At 62.1% G+C, this 26,285-nt stretch carries 17 protein-coding genes and 2 pseudogenes; 5 read left to right on the forward strand and 14 right to left on the reverse strand.

The features are described from left to right. Positions 1-5: 5 nt before the first annotated feature. A pseudogene (locus ACE10W_RS10105) lies at positions 6-1,286 on the forward strand (DUF1254 domain-containing protein); the annotation flags it as partial. 128 nt (positions 1,287-1,414) lie between these two features. On the opposite strand, the gene ACE10W_RS10110 reads toward ACE10W_RS10105, so the two are convergent. The 8 genes from ACE10W_RS10110 to ACE10W_RS10145 all read right to left on the reverse strand — a co-directional run bounded on the left by ACE10W_RS10110 (position 1,415) and on the right by ACE10W_RS10145 (position 15,332). Next, positions 1,415-3,826, reverse strand: coding sequence for a tetratricopeptide repeat protein (locus tag ACE10W_RS10110; protein ID WP_304551319.1), 2,412 nt, complete (start codon positions 3,824-3,826; stop codon positions 1,415-1,417). A gap of 34 nt (positions 3,827-3,860) precedes the next feature. Further along, positions 3,861-4,313 (reverse strand): DUF2721 domain-containing protein, encoded by a 453-nt coding sequence (locus ACE10W_RS10115; RefSeq protein WP_049832581.1) that lies wholly within the window; start codon positions 4,311-4,313, stop codon positions 3,861-3,863. 259 nt (positions 4,314-4,572) lie between these two features. Next, positions 4,573-7,251, reverse strand: a complete 2,679-nt coding sequence (locus ACE10W_RS10120; protein WP_304551321.1) for an arylsulfatase — start codon at positions 7,249-7,251, stop codon at positions 4,573-4,575. A 115-nt stretch (positions 7,252-7,366) separates the two neighbouring features. Next, positions 7,367-7,780, reverse strand: coding sequence for a hypothetical protein (locus tag ACE10W_RS10125; RefSeq protein WP_304551323.1), 414 nt, complete (start codon positions 7,778-7,780; stop codon positions 7,367-7,369). Between the two features lie 24 nt (positions 7,781-7,804). After that, positions 7,805-9,310, reverse strand: a complete 1,506-nt coding sequence (locus tag ACE10W_RS10130) for a DUF1254 domain-containing protein (protein ID WP_375762595.1) — start codon at positions 9,308-9,310, stop codon at positions 7,805-7,807. Between the two features lie 45 nt (positions 9,311-9,355). Further along, positions 9,356-11,815 carry an arylsulfatase gene (locus tag ACE10W_RS10135; protein WP_304551326.1) on the reverse strand — a complete coding sequence of 820 codons (2,460 nt, stop codon included), beginning with the start codon at positions 11,813-11,815 and terminating at the stop codon, positions 9,356-9,358. A 654-nt stretch (positions 11,816-12,469) separates the two neighbouring features. Next, complete coding sequence (locus ACE10W_RS10140; protein WP_304551328.1) at positions 12,470-12,787, reverse strand: hypothetical protein; 318 nt, start codon at positions 12,785-12,787, stop codon at positions 12,470-12,472. 46 nt (positions 12,788-12,833) lie between these two features. Next, a complete protein-coding gene (locus ACE10W_RS10145) occupies positions 12,834-15,332 on the reverse strand; it encodes an arylsulfatase (RefSeq protein WP_304551330.1) in 2,499 nt (832 codons plus the stop codon). A gap of 666 nt (positions 15,333-15,998) precedes the next feature. Here ACE10W_RS10145 and ACE10W_RS10150 point away from each other — a divergent pair. The 4 genes and pseudogenes from ACE10W_RS10150 to ACE10W_RS10165 all read left to right on the forward strand — a co-directional run bounded on the left by ACE10W_RS10150 (position 15,999) and on the right by ACE10W_RS10165 (position 19,546). Further along, positions 15,999-17,072 (forward strand): transporter, encoded by a 1,074-nt coding sequence (locus tag ACE10W_RS10150; protein WP_011085453.1) that lies wholly within the window; start codon positions 15,999-16,001, stop codon positions 17,070-17,072. A gap of 19 nt (positions 17,073-17,091) precedes the next feature. Next, positions 17,092-17,706, forward strand: a pseudogene (locus tag ACE10W_RS10155) (transporter); the annotation flags it as partial. Positions 17,707-18,729: 1,023 nt separating this feature from the next. Beyond that, entirely contained in the window at positions 18,730-19,104 is a 375-nt protein-coding gene (locus ACE10W_RS10160; protein WP_038965870.1) for a hypothetical protein, read from the forward strand. 91 nt (positions 19,105-19,195) lie between these two features. Next, positions 19,196-19,546: a hypothetical protein gene (locus ACE10W_RS10165; protein ID WP_161536001.1), complete on the forward strand. Its 351-nt coding sequence runs from the start codon at positions 19,196-19,198 to the stop codon at positions 19,544-19,546. Between the two features lie 504 nt (positions 19,547-20,050). On the opposite strand, the gene ACE10W_RS10170 is transcribed toward ACE10W_RS10165, so the two are convergent. The 6 genes from ACE10W_RS10170 to ACE10W_RS10195 form a co-directional block, all read right to left on the reverse strand. Beyond that, entirely contained in the window at positions 20,051-20,338 is a 288-nt protein-coding gene (locus ACE10W_RS10170; RefSeq protein ID WP_011085458.1) for a YciI family protein, read from the reverse strand. Between the two features lie 76 nt (positions 20,339-20,414). Next, a complete protein-coding gene (locus tag ACE10W_RS10175; protein WP_063921423.1) occupies positions 20,415-21,389 on the reverse strand; it encodes a sugar ABC transporter substrate-binding protein in 975 nt (324 codons plus the stop codon). 42 nt (positions 21,390-21,431) lie between these two features. Next, positions 21,432-22,409 carry an ABC transporter permease gene (locus ACE10W_RS10180; RefSeq protein ID WP_304551338.1) on the reverse strand — a complete coding sequence of 326 codons (978 nt, stop codon included), beginning with the start codon at positions 22,407-22,409 and terminating at the stop codon, positions 21,432-21,434. Then, a complete protein-coding gene (locus tag ACE10W_RS10185) occupies positions 22,406-23,356 on the reverse strand; it encodes an ABC transporter permease (RefSeq protein ID WP_011085461.1) in 951 nt (316 codons plus the stop codon). The genes ACE10W_RS10180 and ACE10W_RS10185 overlap by 4 nt, the downstream gene beginning before the upstream one ends. Further along, on the reverse strand, positions 23,349-24,872 hold the full coding sequence (locus tag ACE10W_RS10190; RefSeq protein ID WP_060910944.1) for a sugar ABC transporter ATP-binding protein: 1,524 nt from the start codon (positions 24,870-24,872) through the stop codon (positions 23,349-23,351). The genes ACE10W_RS10185 and ACE10W_RS10190 overlap by 8 nt, the downstream gene beginning before the upstream one ends. Continuing rightward, positions 24,869-26,263: an FAD-linked oxidase C-terminal domain-containing protein gene (locus ACE10W_RS10195; RefSeq protein ID WP_304551343.1), complete on the reverse strand. Its 1,395-nt coding sequence runs from the start codon at positions 26,261-26,263 to the stop codon at positions 24,869-24,871. Before ACE10W_RS10195 ends, ACE10W_RS10190 begins: the two co-directional genes overlap by 4 nt. Between the last annotated feature and the right edge of the window lie 22 nt (positions 26,264-26,285).

Below are 26,285 nucleotides of genomic sequence, written 5' to 3' on the forward strand. Positions count from 1 at the left end.
TCCGGGTACTAGGCTACCCAATGGTGGATAGCTATCGCATCCAGCATGCCTATTTCGTGGATGCCAAGAACCCCGAATATAAAGCGCCATGGAACGAGCTCCGTAACTTCTCTCGTGTCTTCACCCCGGAAGACAAGGCGGTGCAAACGCCCAACTCGGACACACCCTACTCTTTCCTCGGCATGGACTTGCGGGCCGAACCCATCGTGCTCACCGTTCCGGTGATCGAAAGGGAACGGTATTTCAGCATTCAGCTCATTGACGCCTATACTTTCAACTTCGACTACATCGGGAGTCGTAGCACCGGCAACAATGGCGGTAGCTTCCTCATCGCCGGACCTAATTGGCAAGGCTCAACCCCGAAGGGGGTGACGAAGGTTTTACGCGCCGAGACCGAATTTGCGCTGGCTGCGTACCGCACGCAACTTTTCAACCCTGGCGACATCGACAACGTGAAGAAGGTGCAGGCCGGCTACAAGGTGCAGACGCTTTCGGCTTTCCTTGGCGCGCCGGCGCCGAAGGCCGCCTCCGCGATCGATTTCATCAAACCGCTTACGTCCGACACCGAAAAGACCTCGCTTGAGTTTTTCAACATCGTCAACTTCCTCCTACAGTTCTGCCCCACGAACCCCTCCGAGAAGGAACTGATGGCGCGGTTCGCCAAGATTGGCGTTGGGGCTGGCAAGAACTTCAACGCAAGCAATCTCACGCCTGAACTGAAAACTGCCATTGAGCAGGGTATGGCTGATGCTTGGCAGGCATTGGCCCAACTGCAAAAGCGAATGGATGCTGGGGAAGTAACCAGCGCCGACACCTTCGGCAGCCGAGCATATTTGAAGAACAACTACCTTTACCGCATGGCGGCTGCCGTGGTGGGCATTTACGGTAACTCCAAGCAAGAAGCGATGTATCCGCTGTATCTCGTAGATGCGGACGGTCAGAAATTCGATGGGGCAAACCGTTACACGGTGCGCTTTGCACCGGGCCAGTTGCCGCCGGTAAATGCCTTCTGGTCACTTACGATGTACGAACTGCCGTCGAGCCTGCTCTCGGCCAATCCAATTAACCGCTACTTGCTCAACTCGCCGATGCTGTCACAGTTCAAGCGCGATGCGGACGGCGGAATTACCTTCTACATCCAAAACGAGGCTCCGGCAGCAGACAGGCAACCCAACTGGCTGCCCGCACCCAAGGGTGGCTTCTTTGTCGTTATGCGTCTCTACTGGCCGAAAGCTGAGGCGCTCGAAGGGAAGTGGAAACAGCCGCCGATGCAGCGAGCAGTATAGTTTTCGTTCCTGCCGCCGAGGCATTGCAACGTCTGTTATTGGGCCCTTCCGCGACTTCCGGCGACGTCGAAAACGCCCTGGTTATGAGTACACGGCTTAGCCGAGCCGCTGATCCTCATCGCCAGCCTCTATTGCTTGAGCTGCTTGATCAGATCTTCAATCTCGCGATTGCCGGGCATCAAGCGTGAGAGTTGCTCAGCGTAGCCCAAGGCAGATGCGGAATCCCCTTTTTCGCGGCTCAGCGCGAGGGCCGCAGAAACTGATTCACGATCGTTGGGATGCACTTGCAAGCTGGTCCGTAGAACGGCAAGGGCGTCATCGCGGCGGCCAGAGGAGTGTAGCCCCACGGCATAGACGTAAGCATAGCGCGGTTGACCGGGGTCCAGCTCCGCTGCTTGACGCAATTCACCGAGCGCCTCATCGGCGCGCTTTTCCCGCACGAGCACGAGGCCGAGCGCGTGGTGAAGTGAGGCATTTTGCCCGGACTTGGTCAGGGTCTCGCGAAGAATGCGTTCGCCATCGCTGTCGCGCCCAAGCTGCCGGTAGAGATCGGAAAGATTGATGGCGGCAGGCGGGAACGATGGATCAAGCCTGAGGGCCGCCCGATATTCGGCCTCGGCTTCGGCGGCACCGGCCTGTCTTGCAAGGAAGTTGCCGAGCGCAGCCCGGGCGTCCGGACGATCCGCATTCAATTTCTGCGCCGCCACGAATTCGGCGGCGGCTTGCGTGAACTTGTTGCGATCGGCGGCCGGCTGGCGCGATGGCGGAACGGAGGCAAGAAGCTCGGCGGCGCGGATGCGCACGCCGCGCACCGGATCGGTCAATTGCGCAGATGCGAGCGTCCAGAGCTGGTCGGCCGGAATGCCCTCCAGCGCATCGAGCGCGCCCAATCTCACGAGTGGATCGGGATCGGAGAGAGCGCGACGGATCAGATCGGCGTCGGGAGCGGGCAACTCGGCCAGCGCGCCGGCGCGGACTATCCCGGGAGCGTCATTCGCGACAACGGCCGAAAGGAGAGCCTGCGCGTCGGCCGCTTCGCTCCATGCCGCATGAAATGCCCGCGCATAGGCCTGAAAACCCAGGCGCTGCGGACCGAACCAGGTTTCGACCTGTCGCGCCGCCCATGCGGCCGGCTTGTCGCGGTGGCAGTCGTTGCAGGCATTCGGTGTGCCAAGCTGCACGGAGAGATCGGGGCGGGGGATGCGGAAGCCGTGGTCGTGGCGGCGATCGACAACCATGTAGCGACGTTCCGGCATGTGGCAGGAGGCGCAACCTGGCGGCGGCGATACATTGGCATGCTGCCGGTGGGCGGCAGCTTCATACTTGGCCGGCGCATGGCATTGCGCACAGACGCCATCGCCGGGTGCTTTGAGTGCCGCACTGTGCGGATCATGGCAGTCGCTGCAGGTGACGCCCTTGGCGAACATCTTGCTCTGCTTGAACGAGGCGTAGTTGTAGGTCTCCTCGTCGTCGCGCATCTGGCCGTCGGCATGGAAGCGTTGCCGGTCGAGCAGCGACACCCGATGGGTTTCCGACAGGGACTTGCCCGGCGTCCAGTCTTCGGAGAACTGTCCGCGCCGCGCGTGGCAGCGCCCGCAGGTCTCGACTTCCTTGCGCAATGCTGCCGGAGACGTGCTGCGCACCGGAATCATGGTTCCGGCATCGGCTGACCAGGTGATGCCCGAGCGTTCGTCGAACCGGACAAGCAGGCCATTGTCCGGGCCGCGCGCTGCAGGCTTCTGCTGCGCCCATGACACATGTCGCGAGCCTGCGCCGTGACAGGCCTCGCAGCCGACGCTGATCTCGGAGAAGCTGGTCGCGAACCGGTCCTTCGCGGCGTCGTAATTCTTGTGCACGTTCGTCGAGTGGCACTCGGCGCACATGAAATTCCAGTTCTGATTGAGCCTGGTCCAGTGCAGGGGATCGCTGCTGGTGACGGCAGCATCCGGATAGAGATGGAACCAGCGCTGCCCGCCCTGATCTTTGGGGCGCGTGTCCCATGCAATCGACAGAGCCTGGATGCGCCCATCGGGGAATTCGATCAGATATTGCTGCAGGGGATCGACCCCGAAGGCGTATTTCACCTCGAACGTCGCAAGCTTGCCGTCCGGCCCGTCTGTCTCGATCAGAAATTTCCGGTCCTTGCGGAAGAAGCGCGAGCGTGTGCCGGCATATTCGAACGCGGCGTCGTTGAAGTCGCCGCGGACCGACGTGTCGGTCGCGTGATCCATGGCGTGGCGATGTTGCGAGCTTTGCCACAGCCGCGTCTCCGCCTGGTGGCAGCCGCTGCACGCCTGACTGCCGACAAAGCTCAGTTCTGCCTCGCGGGTCGGCGGAGACGAGATTTCGGACGTCTTGAACCAGGAAAGCCCGCTTGCGAGCAGAAAAAACAGCGCACCCGACCCGATTGCCAGCAGCGCGGCAGTTCGCAGGCGGAATGTCGGCGCGGGGCGTTGAGCAGGAGCCGAACGGCCTTGTTCAGGCCGGGCCTTCGTGGGGGCCTGCTGACGCCTGCGGCTCTTTCGAGAACCCTTCGTCACGTCCGATCACCCATCGCGTGCTGCGCAGGAAGATTTACATGCGAAGGTCGTTGTCGTGAAGGGCAATTCGGGTTTCGCGAGCGAGGTCGATGAGCGAGGCGCAGAACATCAGGAGCGCGGCCATGAACAGCATCGCAACGCCATATTCGTGGGCCACGTTGAACAGCGCACTGATGAAGGCAACGATGATGATGAGGGCGGTGAGGATCGCAGAGAGGATGGAGCAGAACAGCGACCTGTTCAAGAGCGACGCCCGGTGCCGCAGCCGGGGAATATCCGTCTTGAGGTAAGCCTTTGAGGCATCACCATCGGTGATGCCGTGAAGAAATTGGGCCCGGTCGACCACCCGGTTGATACGGGAAACGAGGACCGAGATGAAGGACGCGACGGCTCCCAGCAGGAAAGCCGGAGCCGCCACGTTGCCGATGATCCGTGCCAGCTGGTCGATCGAAGGCGTTACCGGTATTAACTGAACCACGTTCTCCATCTTCGCTCGATTCTCCAGCTTCCTCAGGTGTCGCGAATGCGCCGGATGGACGAGATCTTGAGCGTGTCGTCCTTCAGCGCAGTCTTGGTCTGGCAGATCCGAACGCTGAGATTGAAGGACAGGTTTGGCGGGCAGGCAGCGCGGCACCTACTGCGGTTGCGATGAAATCGCGGCGACGAAGGGCAATCGCTCCCGGTTCGGGAGCGCCGTCGAGCTCCGACACGTCGGTGCCGCCCTGCCATACGCTGGACAGCAGCCATCACTCCATGCACTTCCGGACGAACTGCACGCGTTCCACAAGCCCAAGGCCTTTCGCCTGCTTGCGGCAGCCTTCCAGTTTGTCGATGCGCAGCTCGACCTTCTGAGCCAAATTGAGTCCGATGTCGCCCGAAACCTGTGGCGCGGTGCCACCGGTCGGGGCCGTCTCGGCATCGGCGGACGGACCGTCTCCGGCGGCCCGCGCCGCAGCCTGCAGACGCTTGATGTCTTCGGGCGACAGCTTTGGCCGGTCGATATTCAGCGTGATCTTGTTCAGCTTGCCGGTGAAGGCGAACGGCGTGCTGTAGTCGTTATCGTCGACCGGCGTGCCGGTATCGGAGCCGATGTCGAGCGATTCGTCGAATTGCAGGATGAAGGGAAGCGTATGCTCCATCTTTTGGGTTGCGACCTCGGCGCCGTCAACCTTCAGCACCCCGGTGCCGCCCTTGCCGACGCCGCTGTAATCGCCGAACGCCATCGTCGCCGGACCGAGTCCATCATACCTGAAATCGAATTCAAGTATGTGCTTGCCGGGCGTGAGGTCCGGTCCTTCCCAGCGCACGCGCTTGAGATCGACCAAATTCCAGGTGAACACCGGCTTGTTCTTCAACACGTAGAAGCCGTAACCCGCGAACCGGCCGCCTTGGGTGATCAGCATGCCGTCGCTGCCGCCCTGAGGTATCTCGATCTCGACCTTGAAGTTGTAGGATGTATTGAGGACGCTCGGCGCGTCGCCGTTCGGAGTGCCGGTGATCGGCCTTGTCCAGACGAACTGCGAGCGGCCTGCGCTCAGGCTCGGCCGCGGTGCGAGGGCTCTGGCGACCAGCGTCGAGTCGAGCGGGAACACCTGGTACTTCGTTGCCTCCTTGACGAACAAATCCTGCAGTTCCTTGAGCTTCGCCGGGTTCTTTGCGGCGAGATCATCGGACTGGGTCCAGTCATTGCGCAGGTCGTAAAGCTCCCATTGGAAGTTCGCCGGGTCGACAGTCTTCGCGACTGTCACCCAGGGCGGCCGTATCACCGTGGTGCTGGCGATCCAGCCGTCGTCGTAAATGGCTCGATCTGCCATCATCTCGAAATATTGCGTCTTGTGCGTCGTGGGCGCATTCGCGTTGCTCTTGTCGAAGGTGTACATCATGCTGACACCTTCGATCGGGCTCTGCTTGATACCGTCCACCATGTCGGGCTGCTTGATCTGTGCCGCTTCGAGAATGGTCGGAACGATGTCGATGACGTGGTGGAACTGGTTGCGAATCCCGCCCTTATCCGTGATCACCTTCGGCCATGAGATCGCCATGCCTTGGCGGGTCCCGCCGAAGTGCGACACGATCTGCTTGGTCCAGGAGAATGGCGTATCGAACGCCCAGGCCCAGCCAATCGACATGTGGTTGTAGGTACGGTCAGTGCCCCAGACGTCGTAGAAATACTTTAGCTGGTCCTCGACCGATGGATTGGCGCCATTGAACATCGCCATTTCGTTCGGAGTGCCGTTGGGCTGACCCTCGGCGCTGGTGCCATTGTCGCCCTCGATGTATATGATCAACGTGTTGTCGAGCTTGCCCATGTCCTCGACTGCCTGGATCACGCGACCGATCTCGTTGTCGGCGTAGGCGGCATAGGCGGCGAACACATCGGCCTGGCGGACGAACAGCTTCTTTTCGTCGGCGCTAAGCTGATCCCATTCCTTGATCAGATCCTTCGGCCACGGAGTCAGCTTGGCGTTCTGCGGGATCACGCCGAGCTTCTTCTGGTTGGCGAAGATGGTCTCTCGCAGCTTGTTCCAGCCATCGTCGAACAGATGCATGGCGCTGATCTTGTCGACCCATTCCTTGGTCGGGTGATGCGGCGCGTGGGTCGCGCCCGGCGCAAATTTGATGAGGAACGGCTGATCGGGCGATAGCGCGTTCATCCGGTTCATGTAGTCGATGGCTTCGTCCGCCATCGCTGTCATCAGATTCCAGCCCGGCTTGTCGACAAAGGGATAGATCGGCGTGGTGTTGCGGACCAGCGTGCCCGACTGCCACTGGCTTGTGTCGCCGCCCATGAATCCGTAGAAATACTCAAAGCCCATGCCGGTCGGCCATTGATCGAACGGTCCGGCCTGGCTCGCCTGATATTCCGGTGTGTTATGGTTCTTGCCGAACCACGCGGTGTGGTAGCCGTTGTCGGTGAGGATGCGGCCGATCGTGGCCTTATCTTTGGTGATGATGCTGTCGTATCCGGGAAAGCCTGTGGCTTGCTCTGCGACCACCCCGAAGCCGGCCGAATGATGATTGCGCCCGGTGATCAGCGCGGCGCGGGTTGGCGAGCACAGTGCGGTCGAATGGAAATTGGTATAGCGCAGACCGTTCGCGGCGATGCGGTCGAGCGCCGGAGTCGGGATGACCCCGCCGAACGTGCTCGGTACGCCATACCCGGCATCATCTGTAATGATCAAAAGGACGTTCGGTGCGTTCTTGGGTGGCACGATACGCGCCGGCCAGTACGGCTTCGAATTCGTTGCGCCCTGTTCGATCTTGCCCCCAAACTTCTGCGGCGGCGGTGGAAGCTGGTCGCCGGGAATGGTGATGGTCGCAGCCGGGGAGCCCGGAGGTGGCGTGGTTGGCTGCGCTTGCTGTGCAAACGCCGGGGATATCGCCGATGCCAAAAATAGTACGGAAACAATCGCACGAAAATTCATTGCAAGCCCTCCTGAGAGGCGCTCAAACGCGCGGATGCTGTCATTCTTCAGGATCATGCAGAGAGTGACGTTGATGCAGATCAATCCACGGCATCCTCAAGATCGGTTTCAGCCGCTATATCGAGAAGTCTTCTGCGCTCTCGCGATCTCTCTTGGCTAACCAGGCGTGACCGAGGAAGATCACAAGGATCGCGTGGAGCGCGATCGCCGGCCATAAGAGGATACCAGTTAACTGGTGGCCGATCGCGAGGTAAAGGAGGTAGATTGTTGCCAGGACGTTGTAGGTCATCAGCGCGCGAACGGATGATGGCAGTGGGCCCATCGCGCCAGAAGGCCAGGTGGCGAGTGGCAGTCCGAGCAGAGCGATAGCCGTCAGCCGGCCGAGCGCGCTGCCGGCATCCGAAAATTCACTGCCGAATACCAGCCGGGCGAACCATGACGGTCGAGCGAACAGGACGAGACCGGTCGCCGCGGCCTCGATGGCCGCGGCGAGAACGGTCCATCTTGCGATCTCCATGCCTTTCAACATACCGATCTCTGCTGACGCCCGAACTCATCCCACGCGTCTGACTGGTGGAATCTTGTAGGTGCCATCGAGCAACGGCTTGCTCGGCTGGTACGCGCGGATGGTCAAGTTGAACGGAAGACTCGGCGGACAGGGCAGCCAGTTTGCTTCCTTGTCGGCGCCAGGCGTCGTGGCCTGGATGTAGATATCCAGCGAGCCGTCCGCATTGTACTTGAGTGGCATTCCGGAAAGAATCCCGTAGCGGTCAATTGAGTTCCGTACGTAAAAATTCTCGCGATAGGGCGAGACGGACCAGACGCCGCTGGCCGAGGGCGGAAAGTCATCCTTGCCGAAATGCAGAACGTACCTGGCGGCACCATCCAGAACATTGCCATCGCCGTCCACGAATGCACTGGGATACACGGCATCATCGGAGGTCAACGCACCAAGTCCGAGCCAGGCGATCAGGGCGCGGGTGTTGTAGTCGGTGCCATATCTCCCGATATTCAGCATGTTGATCCAGCCGTTCACAGACGGCGCTTCGTAAGGTCCCTCCTGAAACTTCAGCCATACCTCGCCCGGTGCGCCGTTCAGGCCCTTGATGATGGCGCGATCCAGCTTGCTGGTGTCGAACTCCTTGCCAGGTTCGATGCCGATCTCCTTGAGTTTCTCGAGCATCTTGGTGTCGGCCGGATAGGGCGGGTTGTCCTTCAACAGCGTCGCCAGACGCTTGAAAAACATCTCCCCCGTCATCAATCGCACCTGATCGTACGGAGTTGTGGTGAGGTCCACGGCAGGATCGATCGGAACGTCGCTGGGCGGCATATACGGCTTGCCCCATGCGCTGAGCGGCGTGATTAGGAGCTGATCCTGCAGGGCATGGATTTCCGGAAAGTCCTGCGGGCCCGCGGCCGACATCTGCACGAGCAACCATGCAAAGCGCGTCGGGCATCGGTAGATGTCCTTGATGTCCGACGGCGCGGTGCCGTTCCACTTGGGCCCGGCGACGAGGAAGTTGCCTGCGCCCGTGCCGGTGGTGCGGCTGCCGATCGAGCCAAAATCGTCGGTCCACATATTCATCAACTGCAGGACGATGTAACGCCCCTTCGTGTCGGGGTGCGAGGCAACAAGCGGCTCCTTGTCGAGATCAAGAACGGCGAACGACCACACCGAGTTGACGCTGATCCGCACGACATCCTTGAAATCCGGGCTGACGTAGCCCTTCATCCGACCGAATTGGTTGATGGGTGCCTTGTATTCTCCCGACTTTGATGTCGCCGTGATCACGCCATTTGTCACGTCCATCATGACCAGCGGGAAGCCATAGACGTAGCACTCCATACCAAGCAGGTACGCGATCTCCTCTTTCACATCATCTTTCAGGTCCTTAAGGTCTCCCAGCTCTCCCTTCAGAAATTGGCCTAGTTCTTCCGCTCGAGTCTGCGCGGTGCTCGATCCTGGCAGCGTGGCGGCCGCGCCCAGCGCCAGAGCGCCCAGACCCAGATCACGGCGGTGGATCCTGAACGAATTCATCCACTGATTGGCGATGTTCATGGCGATCTCCTGTGCCTTGAGTTCAATCGCGGGTTCAATGCAGTGCTAGTTCTTGCCTGTCGTTTGTGACTTCGGCTCAGGTTCGAGCTTGAAGGTCAGTTTGTTGATCTTGCCGGTGAACTTGAACGGAGTGTCGTAGCGATACTCCACGAGGGCCACTCCCGTGCGGGTGTCTTGGCCGACATCGAAGGTCTCATCCTCGGGGAAAGTGACAGGTATGGTGTGCTCCAGGGAATTCCTGGCTACTTCCTTGCCGTCCACCGAGAGCACGCCCGTGCCACCTTTGCCCAGGCCCGGTTCATCGGGCTTGAAGTCGAAGGCGATGGTGTGCTTGCCGGCGCCTAGCTCGGGACCCTCCCACGTCGTGCGCTTGAGGTCGAGCAGGTTATAGAGGAACACCACCTTGCCTCGGCCGACGCCAAACTCGCCTTTGCTCAGGAACAGGCCGTAGCCTCCGAAGCGGCCGCCATGGGTGACGATCATCCCCTCAGCTCCGCCTTCGGGAATGTCCACTTCAGCGGTGATGCTGTAGCTCTTGTTCAGGATGTCGGGCGCCGCACTGGCGGGCGTGCCGATCAGTTCGCCCGAATACGTGAAGACCGTTCGTCCGGCCGTGAGACTCGGGCGCGGCGTGTTCCAGCGCGCCAGCGTCGAGTTGTCGAGCGGCAGCACGTTGTACTTCTTCGCCTCGGCGTAGAAGAGATCCTGCATCTGCTTGAGCTTGTCAGGCATCTTGGCAGCGAGATCGTTGAACTGCGTGGGATCTTCCTGAACGTTGTAGAGCTCCCAGTTGTAGCCGGTGATCACGTCCGGCGGCGTCTTGGTGCTCAGCTCCCAGGGGAGCGTCGCAGGCGTCGTGGCCGCCACCCACCCGTCCTGATAGATGGCGCGATTGCCGAGCATCTCGAAATATTGCGTGGTGTGGCGCGACGCTGTGTTGGCGTCCGCTTTGTCCCACGTGTACGTCATGCCGACGCCTTCGATGGGAATCTGCTTGATCCCGTTGATCGTGTCGGGTTGCGAAATGCCGGTCGCTTCGAGAATGGTCGGCACGACGTCAATGACGTGGTGGAACTGGCGGCGGATGCCGCCGACATCCGTGATGTGGCCCGGCCAGGACATGACCACGCCCTGGGCCGTCCCGCCGAAGTGTGATGGCACCTGCTTCACCCACTTGAAGGGTGTATCCATCGTCCACGCCCAGCCGGCCGCGAAATGCGGGAAGGTCCGCTCCGATCCCCAGAAGGGATACCAGAGCAACTGATCCTTCACCGGCACGGGAACGCCATTGAAGGTGGTGAACTCGTTCGGTGTGCCGTTGAGCATGCCTTCGGCGCTCGCACCGTTGTCGCCGCCGATGTAGATGATCAGGGTGTTGTTTAGCTCTCCTAAGTCTTCGACCGCCTGGATGACCCGTCCGATCTCATGGTCGGCGTAGGCGAGATAGGCGCCATAAACATCCGCCTGCTTGATGAAGAGCTTCTTTTCGTCCCAGCTCAGCGAGTCCCACTCCGGCAGGTCCTTCGGCCACGGGGTGAGCTTGGCGTTCTCGGGCATGATGCCGAGCCGCTTCTGGTTGGCGAAGATCGTCTCGCGCACCTTGTTCCAGCCCTCGTCGAACAGGTGCATGTCGCTGATCTTCTTGACCCACTCGGGCGTGGGGTGATGCGGCGCATGTGTGGCGCCCGGGACGTAATAGATGAAGAACGGCTTGTCCGGCGCGACCTCCTTGAGCTGCTTCATGTGCTGAATGGCCTCGTCGGCCATCGCAGTCTCCAGATTCCAGCCGGGATTGCCCTGGAAGGGATAGATCGCCGTCGTGTTGCGGAAGAGATTCGGCTGCCACTGGCTCGCATCGCCGCCGACGAAGCCGTAGAAATAATCGAAGCCCATTCCGTTCGGCCATTGGTCGAACGGCCCGGCCTGGCTCGATTGATAGGACGGCGTGTTGTGATCCTTGCCGAACCACGAAGTCGCGTAGCCGTTCGCCTTCAGGATGGTGCCGATCGTGCCTTTCTCGATCGGGATGATCGAGTCGTAACCCGGGAAACCCGTTGCGATTTCGCCGACCACCCCATAGCCGACCGAGTGATGGTTGCGTCCGGTGATCAACGCTGCGCGGGTCGGCGAGCATAGCGACGTCGAATGGAAGTTCGTGTAGCGCAAGCCGGCCTTTGCGATCCGGTCCATGCTGGGCGTCGGGATGATGCCGCCGAAGGTGCTCGGTGCGCCAAAACCCTGATCATCCGTCATGATCACTAGCACGTTCGGCGCGCCCTTGGGCGGCACGACGCGCGGCGGCCACCATGGCGTCGACTCGGATGCCTTGTCCTTGATGACCCCACCGAACTTCGGATCGGGAGGCGGGAGCTGGTTGCCGGGAATGGTGATGGTCGCGGCCGGGGAGCCCGGAGGCGGCGTGGTCGGTTGCGCTTGCTGCGCAAATGCAGGGGCGGATATCGCCGATGTCAAAAATAGTATGGAAACAATCGCACGAAAATTCATTGCATGCCCTCCTGAGAGGTGCGCAAAACGCGCGGATATTGTCATCCTTCAGGATCATGCAGAGAGTGACGTTGATGCAGATCAACCCACCGGGGGCGACGCCGAGGGGCAGCGTCGGTCGCCCGGCTATCCTAACCAGCAGGGCACGCTCATCTTTTGTATGGGTTTACCGGTGCCACGCGGGTCAAGCATCTGCAACACGCCAGCACATTGGAGAGCAGAACGCGCTCACACTCGCCATCGTGTACCGGACGGCCGAACGACGGAGCTTGAGCGAAATCAACGGGACGAAATTTCAGGGTCGCACACTTCCAAGGGCAAGCTTTCTTGACCTTCGCCCCGGATCGACAGCGACCCGCTATGCGCGTCCACAAGCTCAATCATCCCGTCGCCGGTGCCGTGCTCGCGATCACCTTGGTTGCAGCAATTTCGTTGGCGTCCTGGCAGAAGCTTCCTGCGAAGCACCGGCTTGCAGTCAAGAGCGATCGTCTCGAGCAAATCGATCCTCGTGACCCGGGGCTCGGTTGTGCGCAAGCCGTGTGGCCCTATGGATGTGGTTGGCAACTGCCTCCGGAAAGACGAGAGACGAAAAGGCACGTCCCAAAACGGCGGCAGGGACTGCTTTGGTTTTTCTCATGACCAGGCGCGAGGTCTTCACCGCAGCGGCTCGACCTTTGCAGCCATGTCGGGCGCACGGCTGACCCTGTAGGTCGCGTTGCCACACTTCAGCACCCACACGGCGCGGTCGGACTTTGATCGTTGTCGATCCCTGACTGCACCGAGTGGCTTGTCACAGGCAAAGCCTTGCATGCGTATCTGCGCCGCGAGCATGCTCTGCGGCGTTTCCTGAGCGGTTTGGGCGGGCCCTGTCGTCAGTCCGCCCATCGTGCTTGCCAGCACCAGTACACCAAGCGTCCTGTCAACGTTACCCTCCTGCTGTGACCGGGGACCTGCCTTCGCGAGCTTTGGCATGAATCATGTGGCCGGAACCTTCCGTTCGCCAACGAACCTACTGCTTCTACTGCTTGTCTCGCATTGTCTTCGCGACCGTCTCCTTTTCCGCGGGTGACATCTCGTTCGGCCCGAGCTTCACGGTCAGCTTGTTGAGCTTGCCGGTGAAGCGGAATGGCACCTGGTAGTCCTGGTCATCCACCGACGTGCCGGTATCGAGGCCGACGTTGAAGGTCTCATCCCACATCAGGGTTATGGGAAGACTCCGCGGCATCGGATGGCTGTCCACCACCTTGCCGTCCACCTTCAAGGTGCCGGTGCCGCCCTTGCCCAGGCCCGGTCCGTCATATTTCCAGTCGAACTCCAGCGTGTGCTTGCCCGGAGCGAGCGTCTCCTTGGCCTGCCACTTGACGCGCTCCAGGGCGACCAGATTCCAGGTAAACACCGGCCGGCCCTTCAGCAGGTAGAAGCCGTAGCCGGCGAACCGGCCGCCGTCGGTCATCAGCATGCCCTCGCCGCCGCCTTGGGGAACGTCGACCTCGGCGGTGACCGTGTACGACCGGTTCAGCAGGCTCGGCGCGGAGCCTGTTTCCGGGAACGGCACGTTGCTCAGCTCACCCGAATAGGTGAACTGGGTCCGGCCCGGAGCGTAGCTCGGCTTGTGCGAAATGAACCTGGTCAAACGCGTGTCGTCGAGCGGGAACACCTGGTACTTCGCAGCTTCCATGGTGAACAATTGCTGCATGTCGCGCAGTTTGTCCGGCATCTTGGCGGCGAGGTCGTTCGACTGCGTCCAGTCTTCGTTGATATTGTAGAGCTCCCAACGGTAGGCGTTCATGACGTCCGAGGGCGGCTCCGCCAAACTGAGGTCCCAAGGCGGGCTCAGCGGAGGCGTCGAGGCCATCCAGCCATCCTGATAAACTGCCCGCTTGCCGAACATCTCGAAGTACTGCGTCGTCCTCCGGCTGGGCGCGCTGCCACCTTCCCAGGTGTAGGCCATGCTCACGCCTTCGATCGGCTTCTGGGCGATGCCGTTGACCGTCACCGGCTCGGGGACGCCAACCGCCTCGAGGATTGTCGGCACGACGTCGATTACATGGTGGAATTGGTGACGGATGCCGCCAGCGTCCTTGATCCGCGCCGGCCAGGCCATGGCCATGCCGTTGCGGGTGCCGCCGAAATACGACGCGATCTGCTTGGTCCATTTGAAGGGCGTATCCCAGGCCCACGCCCAGCCCACCGCGTAGTGGGGGTAGGTCTGGTCGGAACCCCAGGCGTCATAGAACTTCATGTTCATTTCGACCGTCGGGTGCACGGCGTTGGCAACCGCGAACTCGTTGTAAAGACCATGGAGCGTGCCCTCCGGGCTCGCGCCGTTGTCACCGCTGACGTAGATGACGAGCGTGTTGTCGAGCTTGCCGGTGTCCGCGATGGCCTGGATGACACGACCAATCTCGTAGTCGGTGTAAGCCAGATACGCAGCATAGACGTCGGCTTGCCGGGTGTAGAGCTTCTTCGCCTCGGGCGAAAGCGTATCCCACTTCGGGATGCTGTCCGGCCAGGCCGTTAGCTGCGCGTTCTGCGGAATCACACCCAGTCGTTTCTGGTTAGCGAAGATCTGTTCACGCAGGTCGTTCCAACCCTTGTCGAACAGATGCAAATCGCTGATCTTCTTGATCCACTCGGGCGTCGGATGGTGCGGCGAGTGCGTGCCGCCGGGCGCGTAGTAGATCATGAAGGGACGGTCGGGCTGGACGTCGTTCAGCATCTTGATGCGCCCGATCGCCTCATCGGCCATCGCGGTGATCAGATTCCAGCCGGGATTTCCCTGGAAGGGTTGGATCGGAGTGGTGTTGCGGAAGAGATTGTTCGGCTGCCATTGGCTCGTGTCATCGCCTGGGAAGCCGTAAAAGTAGTCGAAGCCCTTGATGGGTCCGGTCGGCCAGTTGTGGAAGGGGCCAGCCTGGCTCGCCTCCCACTGCGGCAGGTTGTGGTCCTTGCCGTACCACGAGGTGTCGTAGCCGTGCTGCCGAAGGATCTCGCCGATGGCGACGGCATCGCGCGGGATGATGCTGTTGTAGCCGGGGTAGCCGGTCGCCTGATCGACGACGACGCCAGTACCCACCGAGTGATGGTTGCGGCCGGTGAGGAGCGCAGCGCGCGTTGGCGAGCACAGCGCCACGGTGTGGAACGCCGTGTAACGCAGACCCGTCTGGGCGATACGGTCCAGCGCCGGCGTCGGGATCACGCCGCCAAACGTGCTTGGCGCGCTAAAGCCGACATCGTCCGTCATGATCAGAAGCACATTGGGCGCGCCCTTTGGCGGGACAATGCGCGCCGGCCAGTACGGCTTCGATTGCACGGCGTTGGGATTGATCTCGCCCCTGAACGGCTGCGGCGGATTCGGCAGGTACCTGCCGTCGATCGTGGTCGTCGCCCCGGGCGAACCGGGAGTGCCAGTGGTTTGCTGGGCGTTGGCGTTGAGGGCTGTCAACGGCATCAGCAAGAGAGCAGCGAGCAGAAAGCGCGAACTAATTCGGTGATGCAGGTTCGAGGCGCTCATCATTGGCTAACTCCCGAAAACCGAACTGATCTGACTTGGCTGGAAGCCGAAATCTTCTCTCCTGGTCGGCGGTACGTAGCCCCTACGTGAACCTCGGGGCAGTTTCCGTCTTAATCTGATCAAGACGGATCGCGCGCGAGCGGTGCTTTGAGCAGCTCGTGGCGTTATGTTTGCGGTGCAAATGCTGGAGGCGTGACGGTGAAGGCAGCGATCAGCGCAATAAGTATCTTGCGAGTATCCATTGCAATATACTCCGAACACGCGCGAACACTCTACTTCGGATCGCATCCGGCTGTCGAGCGCTGATCCAACTCGATGACACCCGAACGATGCCGGAGACATGAGCGACACAAACGGCTGAGGTTTGCTCGCTTATCATCCCGCACGAGTGCGTGACGAATGTCACAGCTACTTAACCAAGAGCGTTCGATGTGGCCGCCGCCTCTGGCAGGGGCACTATCTTGCAGTCTTCTTGCTACACACGGGCGCTGCTTGCCTAGATATGGATACCTCCGGTCAACGATGCTGTCGGTAATCCTACGGGCCAGCGGCGATGCTGAGTGCCTTTAGCGCAACATGTTGAGCCGAATCTGACGAAGTCGTTACCTTGGAGCGAGACATTGAATCGCCGATCGATACACTGTCATTCGTCGGCGGGAGGACGAGCGGATGAAGCGGTACCTATCCGAACCAAAGTCTCATTGTCGGCTTATTCGCGCAACGATCGGTCTGGCTGTGGCATTGGCCGGAGTCTCGTCCGACCCAGCATATGCCGACGAGGATGGCGTTTCATACTGGCTTCCGGGGCGCTTCAGCAGCCTCGCGGCAGTCCCTGCGGTCCCCGGCTGGTCGATGGCCGAGGTCTATTATCACACCAGCGTGTCGGCCTTCGGTAACGCAGCCGCGGCAAGAGAAATCCGCGTCGGCCGGATCCCCGCTAACGTCAATGTCGATTTGAATCTGCGTTTAAACGCGCAGGCGGACCTTGTCCTGCTCAACCCGACCTACACGTTCGCGACGCCGGTACTTGGCGGACAATTGGCAATCGGCATCACCGGCTTGTTCGGCCGATCCGCCGCGACCCTCGACGGAACGCTGACAACAGCGGTCGGGCCCTTTGTGACGACCCGCACGGGGACCCTCTCTGATTCAATCACCTCGGTGGGCGATCTGTATCCGCAAGCAACGCTGAAGTGGAACGCCGGCGTCCACAATTTCATGACCTATTTGACCGGCGACATTCCTGTTGGCGCCTACTCTCCAACCCGTCTTGCTAACCTCGGCATCGGACACGGCGCGATCGACGGCGGCGGCGGCTACACCTATTTCAATGAGAAGGCGGGGCACGAATTTTCCGCAGTCGCCGGGTTCACCTACAATTTCAAGAATCCTGACACGCAATATCGGAATGGCGTCGATTTCCACATCGATTGGGGTGCTTCGCAGTTTCTCTCGAAGCAGCTCTTCGTCGGGCTGGTCGGCTACTACTATCAACAGGTCACGGACGATTTTGGTCAGCCCCCGATCCTTGGGGGTTTTCGGTCGCGCGTGGTGGGAGTCGGTCCTCAGATCGGATACCTGTTTCCGGTCGGTGACCTGCAGGGATATTTGAACCTGAAAGGGTACGGCGAGTTTGCCGCAGAAAATCGGCCAGCCGGCTGGAATACGTGGCTGACTTTCTCGCTGTCGCCAATGGCGCCGACCAGCACGGTCGCGCCGACGCGAAGGATCGTGACGAAGTAAACGCGGCCTACGTTCGTCATCGCGCTTCGATTCTCTCAGCGATTCAGTGACGGGCTTTGGCGACCTGATCCCCCAGTTCGCACTGCGCTGGAATGCGGGCGTCAACAACTATATGACCTACGTCATGGGTGACATCCCGGTCGGCGCGTACCAGTCCGCGCGCCTCGCCAATATCGGGCTCGGACATGGGACGATCGATGCAGGCGGTGGCTACACCGATTTCAATCCGCAGACCGGCCATGAACTCTCTGGCGTGCTCGGCTTCACCTACAATTTCAAGAACACTGACACGCAGTATCAATGCGGCGTCGGCATGTACTTCGACTGGGGCGCCTCTCAAATCCTGACCAAGCCAATCCAGATCGGTCTGGTGGGCTACGTCTATAAGCAGCTCGGTTGCGATAGCGGCTCCGGCGATCGCCTCGGCTGCTTCCGCTCGCAGGTCGCGAGCGTCGGCCGGCAAGTCGGGTTCATCTTTCCGGTTGGCGACATGCAGGGCTATCTGAACCTGAAGGCCTACAAGGAATTTGCCGCGGAAAACCGGCCCGACGGCTGGAATGCCTGGGTGACGTTTGTCATCTCGCCGGCAGCGCCTGCGCCGACCGCGCCACCGAAGCGGATGACTACAAAGTAGTACCCACATCGCGCTGACGATCTCTCTGGAGACCAGCGGCAACACCTGTTGCGCGCATCATCAAGGCTGACGCCCATGGGCGGTCGGCCTTTGCTTCCTATTCAAAAGCGCGAGTCGTTTGAGATGGATCAAACCGATTGATCGCGGCTCATCGATTATTGACAACGAGGAAAAAAGGGCATCCGGGCGTGTACTGCTTCGAGGAGGCAGGCCATGGCGCAACAAGTACTGGGTGGGACTGCCGAAAACCTCGGCCTTGAGGGCCGCGACGTCGGCGAAGCAAAGTCGACTTTCGATCGCTTGTTGAGAGCTTATTTCGCAAGGCTGGTCGGAGAGTTTCCGGCGCTGAGCGACGTCAGCCACGAGCCTCCCCCTGGTCGACGAAATCGCCACTCCCCCTCGAACGAGCCGCACGTAGCGCGCGACGGAGTGGCGTAGCTCTCGCGCCCTGCGCAATGCGGGAACGCCGACGTGAGCTTGATCTGGATCAAGGCCGGTCCCGTAACGTCGTGCCCCGTTATGCCCGACGTTCGCCGAGTGCCGGAGAGTTCACATGTCTCTTGCTGCATCACGTGCCCGCACCGTCGTTCGTCCGTCGCAATCGCGGGCACAGCACTCGCTCCGGCGACTATCCCCATCCGCCTTGTTACCGAACGACGGGCCGTTTGACCGGCGCGGTCGGTTTACCGCCTGCGCCCGGCCAGCAAAGGAGCGCTGATCCCATGAAGAAGACGTGCTTGCTTACCGTCCTTTGCGGGCTTGAGGTTGTCCTGGTCACGGCCGCCCTCGCCAAGGCGCCGCACGCAAAGATCGCGGCGGCCGCCGATGCTCGCCGGGCTGTTCCTCCGGCGGTTAGCTGCGGGAACGGCTTCATCTGCAGGCAAGACCTCTTCGATCGCAACAACAGGAGCAACCTGCGATCCGATTGGCCCGGTCCCCCGGCTCAACCGGGGCAATTCTAGCGCGGTGCCTCGTGGTGGCAGTTCAAGGGGGGTCATTTGATAGAGCTTGAAGGAGGTCAAGATGACGATGGCAGCATTATCCGCAGCGCTCCTCGGGACCCAACTGCTCGTGATGCCCGTCTCCGATCGCGTCCCCGAATTGAAGGTAGAGGCGACGTGCCAGGCGACCACGGCTGATGACAAGGCAATGGGGCTTGCCCTTTCCCAGAGCTTCGCAGACTGCATGCGCGATGAGTTGGCTGCGCAGCAACAGCTCAGCACGGTGTGGAGCGCTGCGCCAAATCCCCTTCGCGATAGCTGCGAAGGGGAAGCCTCGGCCGGCGGAAGTCCGAGCTATGTCGATCTTCTCACCTGTATCCAAATGGCGGAGTGGGTGAAGTCGCCCTCGACGGCACCGCGTTTGAGAGGAGCGAGCAAGAACCGAAATTCGCAGTGATCCGGCGCTCGCTCGCGGAGCGCAACTCGCTTTTATTGGAAGCCCATTCGACAGGGGCTCTCCTGATCATTTGAACGAAGGAGTGATTTGTATGAAACATTTTCCGATCGTTGTCGCCGTGATGACAGCTGCGCTTGCGCCGACTCCTGTGTCAGCCCAGTCGATCAATCTGACCGGCATCTACAAATGTGTCCGAATGTGCCAGGGAAATTTGCCGGCTTACATTACCCAAAACGGGACTGAACTTAATCTCCTGACGGAAGCGGGGCAGCCGTCCCGCGCGTGGCCCGACTGGTACTGGCCGGCAACCCGGATCTGGATCGACGCATTCAACCAGAGTGCGGTCTATTCGCCGGATGGCATGCTCATTCAGTTCGACAATGGCACCATCTGGCAGCGCGATTTGGGGCCCGTCCCGCCACCGCCGCGCTCTCGCCGGTAAGAGACGGCAGGTGGCAAATTTCGCCATCGGTGCGCCCGTCGCTGTTGGGCGCAAGACTCGAAACGAATAGCGATTCAACAACGGAAGAAGGAGGTCGACCATGAAACATACCTGCAGAAACTGGTGCTTTGGAGCTGCCATTATTGCCGTCGCCGCGATCGGTTCCGTGCAATGGTCGCACGAGCGTGGTCTGTCATTTTCGGTCGACAGCGCGCAGGCGAGGGTGGGACGGCCGGCGACGCCCGCAAGTGTTGCCGGAGTCGCGCGACGGACCACGCGCCGGGCTGTCGTGGGCGGGGCGGTAGCGGCAGGGGCTGCGGCCACCGTCGTGGCGCCGGCATGCGCCCGTGTGCTGGTGAACGGAGTATGGGTCTGTCGCTAGGCAGCGCAAACGATCGAAATCTGATCTATTCACCGAATAACGGCACGAGCAGCAAGGCACATCAGAGATGTCAATATGACGACTGCGCGGCGGGTTGCCCGGTGCAGTGTTGCCGAGGCCGCTCAACCCTGGCGGCGTAGAAAGCCCGTGATCGTGACCTTGTCCCAGATGCCGGCCGCGGCGAAGGGATCGGCGCGGTTGAAGGCTTCGACCTCCGCTCGGCCCGGCGCCTCGATCAGAAACAGGCTGCCGATCATGGTTGCGCCGTCGTCGGAGACGAGCGGCCCCGACATCACGATCTTGACGCCGAAGCGCGAGGTGTCGCTGAGGAAGGTCTTGTGGGCGTCGTAATTGGCGAGCCGGGTCGGCAGCGCGCCGGTGCGGTCGATGGCATGAATGGCGAACAGCATGGTGTCTCCGTTTATGTCTTGGTCTTCTTGGGACGGCCGCGGGTGCGGCCGTCCGTGCTTGTGATGATCGGTTGGGTTACTTGGCGCCGAGCTTGCCGGCGTCCTCGAAGGTCGGGCAGGTCCGCTGCTCCAGCGGCACGTCGAACGGCTGGAAATTGTCCTTGGTGATGACGGTCGGCTTCAGCACGATCTCGCCGATGACGGGCTGACTGCGCAAGGAGCGGATCGCCATCATGGTGCCGAGGCAGCCTTGCGCAAATCCGTTGTAGTCGCCGCTCGCGAGCAGCTTGCCGGACTTGATCGCGTCGATCGCCTCCTTGGTGCCGTTGATGCCGATCACCTGCGCCTTGCGGTTGGCGCCGTCGAGCGCCTCGATCGCACCGACCGCCATGGCGTCGTTGGCGGCCAGCACGCCGTCGATCTGCGAATTCGACTGCATCAGGTTTTCCATCACCTGGAGCGCCTGGAGCCGCTGGTAGTTGCCGGGCTGCGAGGCCAGCAGCTTGGCGCCCGCGTTTTCCTTCAGCGCGTCGTTGAAGCCGCGGACGCGGTCGACATTGGTCAGGGAGCCCTTGACGCCCTCGATGATGACGATGTTGCCCTTGCCACCCAGCGTCTTGAGCAGGAAGCGTGCGGTTTCCAGCCCAAGGCTGTAATCGTCGGCGCCGACGAAGGAGAGGAATTTTCCGCCGGCCGAGCGGTCGGTGATGTTGACGACGGGGATCTTGGCTTCGTTGATCTTCTCGACCCCCGGCACCATCGCCTTGTAGTCGACCGGCGTGAAGACGATGGCGCTCGGCTTCTTCACCACGACGTCCTCGATCTGGCTGAGCTGCTCGGGGATCGAGTCCGGCTTGGTCGGGATGTACTGCAGCGTCTTCGCGTTCAGCGCTTTCGCCATGTTGTCGGCGCCGACCCGCACCGTCTGGAAGAACGGGTTGGTCTGGTTTTTGGTGAAGACGGCGATGGTCTCGCCGTCGGCACGCACCTCGGTGGTGATCGCGGCCGCCATCAGCAGCGGCAGCGCCAGATAGCCCAGTTTCAGTCTCATGTTGCCTCCATCCCTCATTTTGCTTGTTGGAACTCTAGGAACTCATTGCGTGCGGCGGCGGGTCTTCATGTCGAGCCAGACCGCGAGAATGACGATGATGCCGGTGACGAGCGGCTGCCAGTTGGCGCTGACCGAGAGCAGGTTCATGCCGTTCAGCACCAGCGTCAGGATCAACGCGCCGATGAAGGTGCCGAACACGGTGCCGACACCGCCGAACAGCGAGGTGCCGCCGATCAGCACGGCCGCGATTGCCGGTAGCGTCAGGCTCTCGCCGATGTCGGCCTCGGCCGAATTGAGCCGCGACAGGAAGATGATCGAGGCGAGCCCCGCCATGGTGCCGGAGACGGCATAGACCAGCAGCAGGCGCCGCGCGACCGGAATGCCGGAGAGCCGCGCCGCGACCGGATTGGCGCCGATCGCGTAGATCTCCTGGCCCCAGATCGTGCGCTGGGCAAACAGCGTTCCGATGCCGAGGAAGACCAGCAGCAGGTAGACCGGGATCGGCAGGCCGAACAGATAGCCGCTGCCGATCTGGCGGAAGCCTGCCGGAAAACCGTGAAGGGTCTCGCCCGCCATGTACCAGTAGGTGAGGCCGTTCAGCACCCAGAGCATGCCATAGGTCGCGATGAAGGAGGGGATGCGCAGCGCGGTGACCATGACACCGTTGAGAAGGCCGACGATGCCGCCGCAGGCAAGGCCGGTGAGGATGCCGAGTGCCGGCGAGCCGGTCTTGTGGATCACGGTTCCGGCGATACAGGCCGACAGCGCGACATTGGCGCCGACGGAGAGATCGAGGCCCGCGGTCAGCACCACCAGCGTCAGGCCGGAGGCGATGAAGAAGGTCAGGCTCGCCTGCCGGAGCACATTGAGGATGTTGCCGAGGCTCAGGAAGGAATCGCTGAGCACGGCCAGCACCGCGCAGATCAGCAGCGCCGCGAGCAGGCGATAGAACACCTGGATCGCGTCCTGCGACAGGAAGGAGCGGGGCGGCACGATCGCCTCCTTGGAGATGTCGGTCATGCGCGGCTCCGCAGGCCGTCGAGGAACAGGGCAACGATGACGAGGACGCCGACGCTTGCGACCTGCACCGACGAAGGCATCGAGATCAGGTTGAGCCCATTGCGAAGCACGCCGACCGCGATCACGCCGAGCAACGTGCCAAGCAGCCAGCCATTGCCGCGCTCGAACGAGGTGCCGCCGACCGCGACCGCTGCGATCGCATCGAATTCAAGGCCGAGGCCCGCGGTCGGATGACCTGAATTCATCCGCGCGGTCATCAACAGGCCCGCGATGCCGGCCATGGCGCCGCCGAGCGCATAGACCGCGATCAGCAGCTTGTTCGGCGAGAGGCCGGCATAGCGCAGCGCCTCGCGGTTGCCGCCGAGCGCGAAGATGTAGGTGCCGAAGCGGGTGTGATAGAGCAGGCCGTGAAACGCGGCGTAAGTCACCAGCGCCATCACGATCGGCACGGGAACGCCCAGCAGCGTCGCCGAGTAGATGTCGCGCACGCTGTGGGGGATGCCGACCACGCTCTGGCCGTCGCTGACGATCAGCGACAGGCCCTGGGCCATGCCGAGCGTGCCGAGCGTCGCGACGAAGGGCGGAATGCCGAGAATGGCGACCAGCCAGCCGTTGACGGTGCCGAAGGCGGCGCCGACCAGCAGGCCGGCACCTAAGCCCAAGAGCATCGACTTGGTCGCGAGCGATACGATCGCGACACAGAGCGAGGTCAGCGTCAGCACCGCACCCATCGACAGGTCGAGCCCCTCGGTCATGATGATCAGGGTCATCGGCAGTGCGAGCATGGTCAGGATGGTCGACTGCACCAGCACGTTGGAGAGATTGGCGACCGACAGGAAGCCGGGTGCGATCGCGCTGAACAGCGCGATCAGCAGCACCAGCACGATGGCAACGCCGGGAATGCGTTGCAGCGGATTGGGCTCGGAAACGACCGCAGCTTCACGCATGATGCATCCCCAGTCGCACGATGTTCTCCTCGGTCAGTTCGTTGCGCGTCAGGTGTCCCGCGATGCGGCCCTCGCGCATCACATAGGCGCGGTCGCAGACATGGCAGATCTCGACCTGCTCGGACGAGATCATCAGTGCGGCGGCGCCTTCCGCGACCAGGCGGTCGATCAGCGCAAAAATCTCGGACTTGGCGCCGATGTCGATGCCTCGCGTCGGCTCGTCGAAGATGAAGAGCTTCGAGCCGGCGGCCAGCCACTTGCCGATCACGACCTTCTGCTGGTTGCCGCCCGAGAGCAGGCCGACGGTCTGGCGCGCGCTGGGCGTCGCGATCCTCAGCTGCCGGATCAGGCCGTCGGAGGTGCGCTGCGCCGAACGCTGGTCGAACAGTCCGCTCGGGAACAGTTTTCGCAGCGCCGACACCACCAGATTGTCGCTCACCGACCGCAGCAGAGCGAGGCCCTCGCTCTTGCGGCTCTCCGGGATCAGCGCGATGCCGCGGCGGGCGGCGAGATCAGGCTCGCCGGAGATGGTCTTGCCGTCGAAGATGATCTCGCCGGAGCTGACGGGATCGGCGCCGAAGATGGCGCGCGCGACTTCGCTGCGGCCGGAGCCGACCAGGCCGCACAGGCCGACGATCTCGCCCCGGCGCACCTCGATGTTGATGTCGGAGATCCCGGTCGAGGAGCTCAGGCCCTTGACCTGCAGCAGTACCTCGCCGGGCTTGTCGGCGAAATTGCGCGGATAGGTCATGTCGACGGTGCGTCCGACCATCATGCGGACGAGCTGGTCCGGCGTGACGTCGGCCGGGCGGACGCCGTCGATGCGGCGGCCGTCGCGCAGCACCGTGATGCGATCGCCGAGCGCGAACACCTCCGCCATGCGGTGCGAGATATAGACGATCGACACGCCGTCGGCTTTCAGCCGCGCGATCAGCGCGAACAGGAGCTCGGTCTCGCGGTCGGACAGCGCCGCGGTCGGCTCGTCCATGACGAGGATGCGTGCGTTCTGGCTGATCGCCTTGGCGATCTCGACCATCTGCTGCTGCGCCACCCCAAGCTTGTCCACGATCGTGGAGGGATCGATGTCGAAGCCGATGGTGCCGAGCACGCGTTTGGCGTCGGCGAGGATCTTGCGCCGGTCGATCGTGCCGGGGATGCGGCCCTTCGGCTCGCGGCCGAGGAAGATGTTCTGGGCGATGTCGAGATGGGGGACCAGCGAGAACTCCTGGAAGATCACGGCGATGCCGAGCTTCTGCGCATCCGCGGCGGAGCCGATCGCGACCTTCTCGCCCCTGTAGTAGAACTCGCCGGCATCGGCGCTGTAGGCGCCGCACAGCACCTTCATCAGGCTCGACTTGCCGGCGCCGTTCTCCCCGAGCAGCATGTGTACTTCGCCGGGGAAGACGGCAAAGGACACGTCATCCAGCGCCTTGACGCCGGGAAACTCCTTGCTGATGCCGCGCAGCTCGAGCAGTGGCGTGGGTGAGGTGACCTCGATCGGAAGCGCGTCGCTCATGCCTTGGCTCCGCCCGCAAAGATCTTTCCGGGATTCATCAGTCCATCAGGATCGAGCGCGGTCTTGATCGCTCGCATCACGTCCACGGCCTCGCCGAGCTCGTCAGCGAGATAGTCGATCTTGCCGAGCCCGATGCCGTGTTCGCCGGTGCAGGTGCCGTCCATGGCAATGGCGCGGGCGACCATGCGGGCCTGGAGCGCCTTGGCGCCCTCAGCTTCGTCCGGTTTTGCCGGATCGATCAGGATCAGCATGTGGAAGTTGCCGTCGCCGACATGGCCGACGATCGGCGCGGTGAAGCTGTGCTCGTCCGCGTCGCGCCGCGTCTCGGTCAGGCATTCCGCCAGCCGCGAGATCGGCACGCAGACATCGGTGATCACGGCGCGCGCGCCGGGCCGGAGGCCCAGGCCCGCATAGAGCGTGTTGTCGCGGGCGTGCCAGAGCCGGCTGCGGTCTTCCTGCGCCTTGGCCCAGGCAAATCCATGACCGCCATGGTCGGCGGCGATCGCCTCTGCGGCCTCGGCCTGCTCGGCGACGGAGGCCTCGGAGCCGTGGAATTCGAAGAACAGGGTCGGGGCCTCGCGATAGCCGAGCTTTGCGTAGGCATTGATGCCGCGCATCATGACGTCGTCGACGAGCTCGATGCGCGCCACGGGGATCGCGGACTGGATCACGGAGATCGCGGTGTCCACGGCATTGTGCAGGGTGTCGAAGCTGCAAACCGCGGCCGAGATCGCCTGCGGCACGGGATGCACCTTCAGCGTGATCTCGGTGATGAGCCCGAGGGTGCCTTCGGCGCCGACGAACATGCGCGTCAGGTCGTAACCGGCGGCCGACTTGCGGGCGCGCCTGGCGGTCCGGATCACGCGCCCGTCGGCCAGCACCACCTCCAGCGCCATGACGTTGTCCTTCATGGTACCGTAGCGCACCGCCATGGTGCCGGAGGCCCTCGTCGATGTCATGCCGCCGATCGAGGCATCGGCGCCCGGATCGATCGGGAAGAAAAGACCGGTGCCGCGCAGCTCCGCATTGAGCTGCTTTCGCGTGATGCCGGGCTGCACCACGACGTCCATGTCGCTGTCGTGCACGGCCAGCACCTTGTTCATGCGCGCGAAGTCGAAGCAGACGCCGCCGGCGACCGAAGCCGCATTGCCCTCGAGCGAGGTGCCGGCGCCGAACGGGACGATCGGCATGCCCGCGCTTGCGCACAGCTTCACGATGTCGACCACTTCCTGCGTGGTTTCAGGAAAGACGACGATGTCGGGCGGCAAATTGCGATAATGCGACTCGCTCTGGCCGTGCTGATCGAGCACGCCGCGCGCGACGCTCGCGCGCGGGCCGATCATGCCGGTGAGGCGATCGGCCAATGCTCCTGTGCTGACCCGCGGTCCCATCCTTGCTCCCTGTCTGCCCCGA

It is taken from the genome of Bradyrhizobium sp. B025, from assembly GCF_042257955.1.
GTDB lineage: Bacteria > Pseudomonadota > Alphaproteobacteria > Rhizobiales > Xanthobacteraceae > Bradyrhizobium > Bradyrhizobium diazoefficiens.

Bases quoted from the DNA above. Each gene is read 5' to 3' on its own strand.
- ACE10W_RS10115 (WP_049832581.1), bottom strand. From the start codon at position 4,313: ATGGAGAACGTGGTTCAGTTAATACCGGTAACGCCTTCGATCGACCAG.
- ACE10W_RS10120 (WP_304551321.1), bottom strand. From the start codon at position 7,251: ATGAATTTTCGTGCGATTGTTTCCGTACTATTTTTGGCATCGGCGATA.
- ACE10W_RS10125 (WP_304551323.1), bottom strand. From the start codon at position 7,780: ATGTTGAAAGGCATGGAGATCGCAAGATGGACCGTTCTCGCCGCGGCC.
- ACE10W_RS10130 (WP_375762595.1), bottom strand. From the start codon at position 9,310: ATGAACATCGCCAATCAGTGGATGAATTCGTTCAGGATCCACCGCCGT.
- ACE10W_RS10135 (WP_304551326.1), bottom strand. From the start codon at position 11,815: ATGAATTTTCGTGCGATTGTTTCCATACTATTTTTGACATCGGCGATA.
- ACE10W_RS10140 (WP_304551328.1), bottom strand. From the start codon at position 12,787: ATGCCAAAGCTCGCGAAGGCAGGTCCCCGGTCACAGCAGGAGGGTAAC.
- ACE10W_RS10145 (WP_304551330.1), bottom strand. From the start codon at position 15,332: ATGATGAGCGCCTCGAACCTGCATCACCGAATTAGTTCGCGCTTTCTG.
- ACE10W_RS10150 (WP_011085453.1), top strand. From the start codon at position 15,999: ATGAAGCGGTACCTATCCGAACCAAAGTCTCATTGTCGGCTTATTCGC.
- ACE10W_RS10160 (WP_038965870.1), top strand. From the start codon at position 18,730: ATGACGATGGCAGCATTATCCGCAGCGCTCCTCGGGACCCAACTGCTC.
- ACE10W_RS10165 (WP_161536001.1), top strand. From the start codon at position 19,196: ATGAAACATTTTCCGATCGTTGTCGCCGTGATGACAGCTGCGCTTGCG.
- ACE10W_RS10170 (WP_011085458.1), bottom strand. From the start codon at position 20,338: ATGCTGTTCGCCATTCATGCCATCGACCGCACCGGCGCGCTGCCGACC.
- ACE10W_RS10175 (WP_063921423.1), bottom strand. From the start codon at position 21,389: ATGAGACTGAAACTGGGCTATCTGGCGCTGCCGCTGCTGATGGCGGCC.
- ACE10W_RS10180 (WP_304551338.1), bottom strand. From the start codon at position 22,409: ATGACCGACATCTCCAAGGAGGCGATCGTGCCGCCCCGCTCCTTCCTG.
- ACE10W_RS10185 (WP_011085461.1), bottom strand. From the start codon at position 23,356: ATGCGTGAAGCTGCGGTCGTTTCCGAGCCCAATCCGCTGCAACGCATT.
- ACE10W_RS10190 (WP_060910944.1), bottom strand. From the start codon at position 24,872: ATGAGCGACGCGCTTCCGATCGAGGTCACCTCACCCACGCCACTGCTC.
- ACE10W_RS10195 (WP_304551343.1), bottom strand. From the start codon at position 26,263: ATGGGACCGCGGGTCAGCACAGGAGCATTGGCCGATCGCCTCACCGGC.